The 10233-nt window shown below is 73.3% G+C and carries 1 protein-coding gene; it reads right to left on the bottom strand.

The annotated features are described in order from the left end of the window. Nucleotides 1-10233, bottom strand: a 10233-nt coding sequence (locus tag AB0M26_RS30530; protein WP_365266080.1) for a type I polyketide synthase, incomplete at both ends; no start/stop codon positions are given.

The following is a 10233-nucleotide window of genomic DNA, read 5'->3' as shown; positions in this document are numbered from 1 at the left end:
GCCCTCTCGAACGCCTCCCACGCCAGCTCCAGCAGCAGCCGCTGCTGCGGATCCATCGCCAGCGCCTCACGCGGAGAGACACCGAAGAAGCCGGGGTCGAAGCCGGTCATGTCCCGCAGGAATCCGCCTTCTCGGGCGGTGCAGGTGCCGGGGTGGTCAGGGTCGGGGTGGTAGAGGTTGTCGACATCCCATCCCCGGTCGGCCGGGAACGGGCCGACGGCGTCGGCGCCGTCGGCGAGCAGCCGCCAGAACTCCTCCGGAGTGTCCGCGCCGCCGGGGAAGCGGCAGCTCATCGCAGTGATCACGATCGGGTCGTCGACCACGGGAGCGGACACGGCATCGGGGCCCGCCGTGGCGGGCGTTCGGTCGCCGTCGTCGGACGTGTCGCCGAGTTCACCCAGTTCGGCGAGGAGCATCCGGGCCAGTTCCGCGCAGTTGGGATAGTCGAAGACCAGGGTCGCCGGCAGACGCAGCCCGGTGATCTTGTTCATGCCGTTGCGGAGTTCGACGGCGCTCAGCGAGTCGAAGCCGAGGTCGCTGAAGGCACTGGTCGGCTCGACGGCCTGCGGCCCGGGGTAGCCGAGAACGGTGGCCACGTAGCCGCGTACGACATCGAGGACGGCGTCGGAGCGTTCGGCGCCCGTGAGCCCGGCCAGGTGGCGGCGGAGCGCCGGCTGGTCGCCCTCCGTGCCGTCGCCGAAGGCGTCGTTGGAGGTCCCTCCGGAGGCCGTGCCGCGGGCCGGGGCGAGGACGCGCTGGGCGTCGGGCAGATCGCGCAGCAGTGCGCTGGGACGGGAGCCGGTGAAGGCGGGCGCGAAGCGTTCCCAGCCGATGTCGGTGACGGCGAGATATGTCTCCCCGTGGTCGAGGGCCTGCTGGAGGGCCTGGCAGGCCAGTTCGGGCCGCATGTCGTAGACGCCGTAGCGGCGCAGGCGCTCGCCCACCGCGCCGTCACCCATGCCTCCGTCGGCCCAGTGGCCCCAGGCCACGGCGGTGGCGGGCAGGCCGAGCGAGCGGCGCTGCTGGGCGAGGGCGTCCAGGAAGGCGTTGCCGGGCGCGTAGTTGCCGAGGCCGGGGCCGCTGATGGTGCCGGAGGTGGAGGAGAAGAGCACGAACGCGGACAGGTCGAGATCGGCGGTCAGTTCGTGCAGGTTCACGGCGGCGGTGGCCTTGGTTGCCAGCACCGGCTCCATACGGCCGGGGTCGAGGCCGTCGATCACACCGTCGTCGAGGGTTCCGGCGACGTGCAGCACGGCGTCGAGCGGCTGCTCCTCGGGGATCGAGCCGAGGAGGTCGCGCAGGGCGTCGCGGTCGGCGACGTCGCAGGCGGCGAGGGTGACGCGCCCGGCGCCGAGGCCGGTCAGCTCCGCCGCCAGTTCGGCTGCGCCCGGCGCGTCGGCCCCGCGGCGGCTGGTGAGCAGCAGGTGTTCGGCGCCGAGGGAGGCGAGCCAGCGGGATACGTGCCCGCCGACCGCGCCGGTCCCGCCGGTGATCAGGACGGTGCCGCGCGGGCGCCAGCTCTCGTCGGGCGGGGTGGCAGCGGCGAGCGGGGCGCGCTGCAGCCGGCGACCGTACGTGCCGGAGGCGCGTACGGCGGTCTGGTCCTCGCCGTCGGGCCGGGCGAGGAGTGCGCACAGCCGGTCGCCCGCCCGCCGGTCGAGGACGGCGGGCAGATCGATCAGGCCGCCCCAGCGGTCGGAGTGCTCCAGGGCGGCGACCCGGCCGAGGCCCCACACGAGCGCCTGCGGAGCGCTGAGGACGGTCTCGGAGCCGGTGACGGCGACGGCTCCGCGGGTGGCGCACCACAGTGGCGCGCTGATGCCCAGGTCTCCGAGGGCCTGGAGGAGCGTGAGTGTGCCGGCGAGTCCGGCGGGCACCGACGGGTGTTCGGGGTGCGGGTTCTCGTCGAGGGCGAGGAGGGACAGCACGCCGCCGAGATCGGCCGGTTGCAGGGCGGGAACGGTGCCAGTGCCGGTGTCCGTGCCCGTGGCGGTCTCCGTACCGGTGACTGCCTCCGTACCGGTGCCCGCCTCCGTACCCGTGGTGGTGTCCGTACCGGTGTTCGCGAGGGCCGCGGCCAGCAGCGCCGCCAGGCCTTCGCGGTCGGCTCCGGACCTGCCGCCGACGGGCACGACCCGGACGGGGACGCCGTGCGCCGAGAGGGCCTGCCGGGTGGTGTCCGCCAGCGCGTGACCGGCCGCGGGAACCACGAGGAGCCAGGTTCCGGAGGGGGGCGCTGCCGCGGTGTCCTGGGTGAGCGGCGTCCAGCCGACGGTGTAGCGCCAACTGTCCACCGTGGATTGTTCCTTGCTGCTGCGCCGCCAGGCCGACAGCGCGGGCAGCACATCGCGCAGAGGAGTGTCACCCCCGAGGTCGAGGGCGGCAGTGAGGCTTTCGAGATCCTCGTCCTCCACGGTGCGCCAGAAGCGGCCCTCCACCTCGTCGGTGACCGCTGCGCCTTCCTCGGCCTCGGGCTCGGCGTCCCGCAACTCCGGCCAGAACCGGTGACGTTGGAAGGGGTACGTCGGCAGGTCGACGCGCTGTGCGCCGGTACCGGCGAAGACGCTCCGCCAGTCCACCGCCACACCCTGGGCGTGGGCCTCGGCGAGGGAGATCAGCATGCGGTCCAAGCCGCCCTGGTCGCGTCGGAGGGTGCCGAGCACCACAGCGTCGGCGGCGTCGTCCTCGATGGTCTCGCGGAGCCCGAACGCGACGACGGGGTGCGGTCCGACCTCGATGAAGGCGCGGTGGCCGGCGGCGAGCAGGCCGCGGACCGCGTCCTCGAAGCGGACGGTCTCGCGCAGATTGGTGTACCAGTAGGTCGCGTCGGGGACGGTGTCGTCGTCGAGCCAGCCGCCGGTCACGGAGGACCGGAAGGGGATCTCGGCGGGCCTGGGCCGGAGTTCGGCGAGCGCGTCGAGGACCTGTTCGCGGATGGGCTCGACGTGATTGGAGTGGCTGCCGTAGTCCACGGCGACCTTACGGGCCTGAACCCCATCGCCCGTCAATTCGGTGAACAGCCGGTCCAGTTCGTCGGCGGCGCCGGATACGACGGACGAAGCGGGACCGTTGACGGCCGCGACGGCGAGCCGGTCGCCGTACGGCTCCAGGCGGGCGCGCACCTCGTCGGCCGGAAGCGGGACCGACATCATCCCGCCGTCACCCGCGATGGCGGTAATGGCCCTGGAGCGCAGGGCGGCGACGCGGGCACCGTCCTCGAGCGACAGCGCACCGGCGACCACGGCTGCCGCGATCTCCCCCTGGCTGTGGCCGACGACGGCGGCGGGCTCGACGCCGAACGAACGCCACAGGTGGGCCAGGGAGACCATGACGGCCCACAGCACGGGCTGGACGACGTCCACCCGCTCGAGGTCGGGGGCATCCGGCCCGCCCCGTAGAGCGGAGGTCAGCGACCAGTCCACGTACGGTCCGAGCGCTCGCTCGCATTCGGCGATGCGCCGGGCGAACTCCGGTGCCGTATCGAGGAGTTCGCGGCCCATGCCGGGCCATTGGGCGCCCTGGCCCGGGAAGACCAGTACGGGCCCGGTGCCGCGCCGGTCGACGCCGCGCACGACGCCGCTGACCATGGTGTCCTCCGCGAGATCGCGGAGACCGCGCTCCAGGCCGTCTCGGTCTGCGGCGAGCACGACAGCCCGCTGCTCGAATGCGGTACGGGTCGTGGCCAGGGACAACCCCAGGTCGGCGAGTCCGGTTTCGGGGTGGGCACGCAGATGGGCGAGCAGCCGGCCCGCCTGGGCGCGCAGCCCGTCGGTCGTACGGGCGGACAGGGCGGCGGGCACGAGCGGCAGTACGGAGGGGGCGTCGTGCGGTGCATCGGCCGTGTCGCACGGCGCGGTGGAGTCGTCCGCGGCGGGGACGTCGTGCAGCGCGGTGCCATCGGGAGCCTGCTCGGCCACGGCGGGTTGTACGGCGCTGTTCGTCGGCGGACCGGGGTCGTGGCGCGTCGCGTCATCGGGAGCCTGCTCGATGACGACGTGCGCGTTGGTGCCGCTCATGCCGAACGAGGAGACGCCCGCGCGGCGTGGACGGCCGGACTCCGGCCACGGCACGGGATCGTTGAGGAGGCGCACCGTGCCCGCGGACCAGTCGACTTCGTGCGTCGGGTTCTCGGCGTGCAGAGTGGCGGGGAGAACGCCGTTGCGGATGGCCATCACCATCTTGATGACGCCGCCGACACCGGCCGCCGCCTGGGCGTGGCCGATGTTGGACTTCAGCGAGCCCAGCCACAGCGGGCGGTCCTCCGGCCGGTCCTGGCCGTAGACGGCGATCAGCGCCTGCGCCTCGATGGGATCGCCCAGCGTGGTGCCGGTGCCGTGCGCCTCGACGGCGTCGACGTCCGCGGGGGCGAGTCCTCCGCCGGCCAGCGCGGCGCGGATGACCCGTTGCTGCGAGGGGCCGTTGGGCGCGGTCAGACCGTTGGATGCGCCGTCCTGGTTGAGGGCGCTGCCCTGGACGACCGCGAGGACGGGATGGCCGTTGCGCCGGGCGTCGGACAGCCGTTCCAGGACGACCATGCCGACTCCCTCGGCCCAGCTCGCTCCGTCGGCGTCCGCGGAGAACGGCTTGCACCGCCCGTCCTCGGCGAGCGCCCGCTGCCTGCTGAACTCGATGAGGGAGCCCGGTGTCGACATGACGGTGACGCCGCCCGCCAGCGCCAGGTTGCATTCCCCCTGCCGCAGCGCCTGCACCCCGAGGTGCAGCGCCACGAGCGAGGACGAGCAGGCGGTGTCGACGGACAGCGCCGGGCCCTCCAGCCCCAGGACGTAGGCGATGCGGCCGGACAGGACGCTCGGGGAATTGCCGGTGCCGATGTAGCCCTCGAAGCTGTCCTTGGCGGCGCCGAGGATGCCGACGTAGTCCTGGTAGGTGACGCCGGCGAAGACACCGGTGAGGCTGCCGCGCTGGGAGGCCGGGTCGATGCCGGCCCGTTCGAGCGCCTCCCACGAGGTCTCCAGCAGCAGCCGCTGCTGCGGGTCCATGGCGACGGCCTCGCGCGGGGATATACCGAAGAAGCCGGGGTCGAAGTGGCCCGCGTTGTGGAGGAATCCGCCCTCGCGGGCGTAGCAGGTGCCCGGGTGGTCCGGGTCAGGGTCGTAGAGGGCCGCGAGGTCCCAGCCGCGGTCGTCGGGGAACGGGGAGATGCCGTCGCCCCCGTTCGCCACCAGGTCCCACAGCTCTTCGGGACTGGTGATGCCGCCCGGGTAGCGGCAGGCCATGCCGACCACGACGACCGGATCGTCGTCGAGGCGTGCACGGGAGGCGGCCGGCGCCGCGGAGCCGGTCCTGACCTCTCCGAACAGTTCCTCGTCGAGATGCGTGGCGAGCGCGAGCGGTGTCGGATGGTCGAAGACCAGGGTGGCGGGGAGCAGCACGCCGATGTCGGCGCTGAGTCGGTTGCGCAGTTCGACGGCGGTGATCGAGGCGAAGCCCAGATCCTTGAAGACGCGCGAGGGCTCCACCTCCTCGACGTCGACGTAGTCCAGCACGGCGGCCACCTGCCGGCGCACCAGATCGAGCAGCACCCGCTGCCGTTCGGCCGCTGACCGGCCCGCGAGCCGGTCCAGCAGGCCCGCCCCTCCGGCGGCGTCGCCGGAATCGGCGGCACGACGGCGCGGCCGCCGCGGGGGTGTGGCAGGGCGGTCCGTGTCCGCGTCGGCGCGGTCCTCGACGGCGGGGCCGGCGGGGTCTCCTGTGACCTCGCGCGCAGGGGCCTCCGCGGGGGAGGTGGCCGTGCGTGCCTCCGCGGGGGAGGTGTCCGCATGTGCCTCCGCGGGGGAGGCGTCCGTACGTGCCTCCGCGGGGGAGGTGTCCGCATGTGCCTCCGCGGGGGAGGCGTCCGTACGTACCTCCGCGGGAGCTGTGGCCGCATCCGCGGGGGCGTCGGTCGTACGGTCCCCTGCGGTGTTGGGGGCCGGTGCCTGGCCTTGGGTGGCGGGGCGCAGCCGCAGCGACTCGACGACGAGGACCGGTTGTCCGGATGCATCGGCGGCCCGGAGCGTCAGCGCCTCCTCGGCGCACCGCGTCAGCCGGACGCGCAGCGTGCCCGCCCCCTCGGCGAGGAGCGTGGCACGCTGCCATGCGAACAGGAGGTGTCCGTCGCCCAGGCCCTCCAGCAGGCCCAGTCCCAGCGGATGCAGCGCAGCGTCCAGCAGCGCCGGGTGCAACCCGAACCGCCGCGCCTGCTCGCGCGTCTCCTCGCCGAGGGCGACCTCGGCGCACACATCGGCGCCGTACCGCCATACTCCGGTCAGCGCGCGGAACGCGGGGCCGTACTCCAAGCCCGCGTGAGCGGCCAGACGTTCGTAGAGATCGCCGATCTCGACCGGTTCGGCTCCGGTCGGCGGCCAGACGGTGAAGTCGGCATCCGGCACCGGGTCCGCGTCTGGCCGGTCCGCCGCCGGGCCGCCGGGCACGAGCAGGCCCCCCGCGTGCCGGGTCCACGCGGCGTCGTCGGGCCGCGCTTCGTCCGACTGCGCGCCGTCGGACGCCGTTGCGTCGGTCCGTACGTCCTCGGGGCGGGAGTAGACGGCCAGGGCGCGGGTGCCGCGGGCGTCCGGCTCCTCGATGCGGACCTGGAGCCGGACCGCGCCGTGTTCGGGCACCGTCAACGGCGCCTCCAGGGTGAGTTCGCGTACCTCGTCGCAGCCCACTTGGTCACCGGCGTGAACCGCGAGTTCCAGGAATGCGGTGCTGGGGACGACGGGGGTTCCCGCGAGCCGGTGATCCGCCAGCCACGGGTGCGAGCGCAGCGACAGCCGACCGGTCAGCACGACGGTGCCGCTGCCCGCGAGCGGCACGGCGGCGGCGAGGAGCGGATGACCGGTAGGGGCGAGGCCCAGGGCTGCGGCGTCGCCGGACGACCCGGGAGGCACCTCGAGCCAGTAGCGCCTGCGCTGGAAGGCGTACGTGGGCAGGGCGATGCCCGGCGTGCGGAGCAGCGACGGGAGGGGCGCCGTCCAGTCCACGTCGACGCCCCGTGCGAAGAGCGCGGACACGGCCCGCAGCAGGGTCCGCGACTCGGGAAGGTCGTCCTGCATGACGGGCAACTGGAGGCCGTCCATGGTGGGCAGACAGGACTGGACGAGGGCGGTCAGGGTGCTGCTGGGGCCGAGTTCGAGGAAGCGGGTGACGTTCAGATCGGCCAGGGCGCGTATGCCGTCCGCGAAGCGGACCGCGTCCCGGACGTGCCGCACCCAGTACTCGGGGGAGGTCAGCTCCTCGGTGGTGGCGGGAGCGCCGGTGGCGTCGGAGACGACGGGGATGCGGGGCGCCGCGTACGCGATGCTCTCGGCCACGGCACGGAAGTCGGCGAGCATCGGTTCCATCAGCGGGGAGTGGAACGCGTGGCTGACCCGTAGCCTCTTGATCCGCCTGCCCAGCGCCTCGACGTCGGCGGCGATTCGGCCCACTGCAGCCTCGGTGCCGGAAACTACCGTGGACAGTGGTCCGTTGACGGCGGCGATTCCGGCTTCGGCTTCGCGGCCCTCCAGCAGCGGAAGCACTTCCTCCTCAGACGCCTGGAGCGAGAGCATCGCACCGCCCTCCGGCAGCGCCTGCATCAACCGACCCCGCGCGGCGACCAGCCGGCACGCATCCGCCAGCGACCACACCCCCGCCACATGCGCCGCTGCCAGCTCACCGATCGAATGCCCGATCAGCACATCCGGCCGCACACCCCACGACTCCAGCAACCGGGACAACGCCACTTCCAGCGCGAACAACGCGGGCTGCGCAAACTCCGTACGGTTCAGCGCCTCACCATGATCACCGAACAGCACCTCCCGCAGCGGACGCGGAAGCTCGGCATCCAGATGCGCACACACGCCGTCAAACGCATCTGCGAAGACCGGATACGTCTTGAACAACTCCCGCCCCATACCGAGACGCTGAGACCCCTGACCCGCGAACAGGAACGCCGTACGACCGTCCGCGAGCGTGGAGCCGATGACGGCGTCGTCGTTCTGTTCGCCGGCCGCGACCGCGCGGAGTGTGCGCAGCAACTCCTCGCGGTCGGCGCCCCACACCACGGCCCGGTGCTCGAGGACCGAGCGGGATCGGACGAGCGACGCGGCGACCTCGCCCGCCGTGGCCTCGGGATGCTCAGCGACGAACGCGGCCAGCCGCTCGGCCTGGGCACACAGCGCCGCTCGGCTGCGGCCCGAGACCACCCAGGGCAGCAGTGCCGGCTGGGGAAGGCCGTCGTCCTCGGCCAGGGCCCGGAACTCGTCCGGCGACGGCTCCCCGCATGCGGGCTCCGTCTGCGGCAGTTCCGCAGAGTCGGCAGCCGCCCGTGATGATCCCCCGGCGTCCTTCGCGACGGGCTGTTCCGGAGCGAACTCCTCCGGTCCGGCTCCCTCCAGGTGCGCATGCTCCAGGAGCGCCTGCTCCGGGTGCGCCTGCTCCGGGTGCGCCTGTTCCAGGTGCGACTGCCCCAAGTGTGCCTGCTCCAGGACGACATGGGCGTTGGTGCCGGACACGCCGAACGCCGACACACCGGCCCGACGCGGACGGCCCTCGACGCGGGGCCACTCGACGTTGTCCGTCAGCAGCGCGATGTCACCGGCCTCCCAGTCCACGTGGGACGACGGCCGCTCCGCATGCAGGGTCCGCGGCAACAGGCCGTGGTTCATGGCCAGCACCATCTTGATGACGCCGGCGACCCCGGCGGCGGCCTGGGTGTGCCCGATGTTGGACTTCAACGAGCCCAGCCACAGGGGCCGTTCGCGGTTCTGGCCGTAGGTGTCCAGGAGGGCCTGCGCCTCGATCGGGTCGCCCAGTGTCGTCCCCGTGCCGTGCGCCTCCACGGCGTCCACGTCAGCAGGGGCGAGTCCCGCACCTGCGAGGGCCTGCCGGATGACGCGCTGCTGGGAGGGGCCGTTGGGCGCGGTGAGGCCGTTGCTCGCACCGTCCTGGTTGACCGCCGAACCGGCCACCACCGCCAGCACAGGATGCCCCAGACGGCGCGCGTCGGAGAGCCGTTCGACCACCAGCACACCCACGCCCTCGGCCCAGCCCGTACCGTCGGCGTCGTCGGAGAACGCCTTGCACCGGCCGTCGGCCGCCAGACCGCCCTGCGAGCTGAACTCGACGAACGCGCCCGGGTCTGCCAGGACGGTCACGCCGCCGACCAGTGCCAGGTCGCATTCGGCGGACCGCAGCGCCTGCCCCGCCAGGTGCAGGGCCACGAGTGAGGACGAACACGCCGTGTCCACCGTCACCGCGGGGCCCTCGAAACCGAAGCTGTACGCGACCCGGCCTGAGACGACGCTGCCGGCGACACCCGTCAGCAGTTGCCCGCCCAGCCCCTCGGGCACCTCGCGCAGTCCGGCCCCGTATCCGGAACTGCCAGCCCCGACGAACACCCCCGTACGGCTGCCGTGCAACGAGTCCGGCCTGATCGCCGCGTTCTCCAGGGCCTCCCAGGAGGTCTCCAGCAGGAGCCGCTGCTGGGGGTCGACGGCGAGCGCCTCGCGGGGGGAGATGCCGAAGAACGCGGCGTCGAACTGCGCAGCGTCGTGGAGGAAGCCACCCGCGCGGGTGTGACTGCGCCCGGTGCTGCGGTCACCGTCCGCGGGACCGTGGAGGGCGTCGAGGTCCCAGCCCCGGTCGGCGGGGAAGTCGGAGATCGCGTCGGTGCCTTCGGTGACCAGCCGCCACAGATCGTCCGGGCCGGCGACGCGGCCCGGCAGACGGCAGGCCATGCCGACGATGACGATCGGGTCGTCCGTCGTGGAGGTCGGGGACGGGACGGGCAGGAGGGTGTCCGTTCCGCGGCTGTCGGTGGCGTCGTTGGGGCCGGTGTCATCTGCGAACAACTTTTGTGTCAGCAGCCGTACGAGGGCCGTCGGCGTCGGGTGGTCGAAGACGAGGGTGCTGGGCAGCTTGAGGCCGGTCTCGGCGGCGAGCCGGTTGCGCAGTTCGACGGCCGTGAGGGAGTCGAAGCCCAGATCGCGGAACGACCGCGAGGCCTCCACCGCCCCGGCGCCGACATGGCCGAGAACCTGGGCAGCACGGTCGGACACCAGCTCCAGCAGCGCCCGTTGGCGTTCGGCCGCGGGCAAGAGGCCGAGCCGGTCCTGCAGCTCCGAGCCGGCGGTATCGCGAGCGAGAGACTCGGTGACGGTGGTGAGGGCGGTGCGGGCTTCGGGGAGGTCGGCCAGCAGCGCGCTGGGCCGGACGCTGGTGTACGCGGGGGTGAACCGGTCCCAGTCC

Origin of the sequence: Streptomyces sp. NPDC051776, assembly GCF_040681345.1 — a bacterium.
GTDB lineage: Bacteria > Actinomycetota > Actinomycetes > Streptomycetales > Streptomycetaceae > Streptomyces.
The sequence above is the reverse complement of the archived record's forward strand: the minus strand, read 5'-3'. Positions and strand labels throughout refer to the sequence as shown.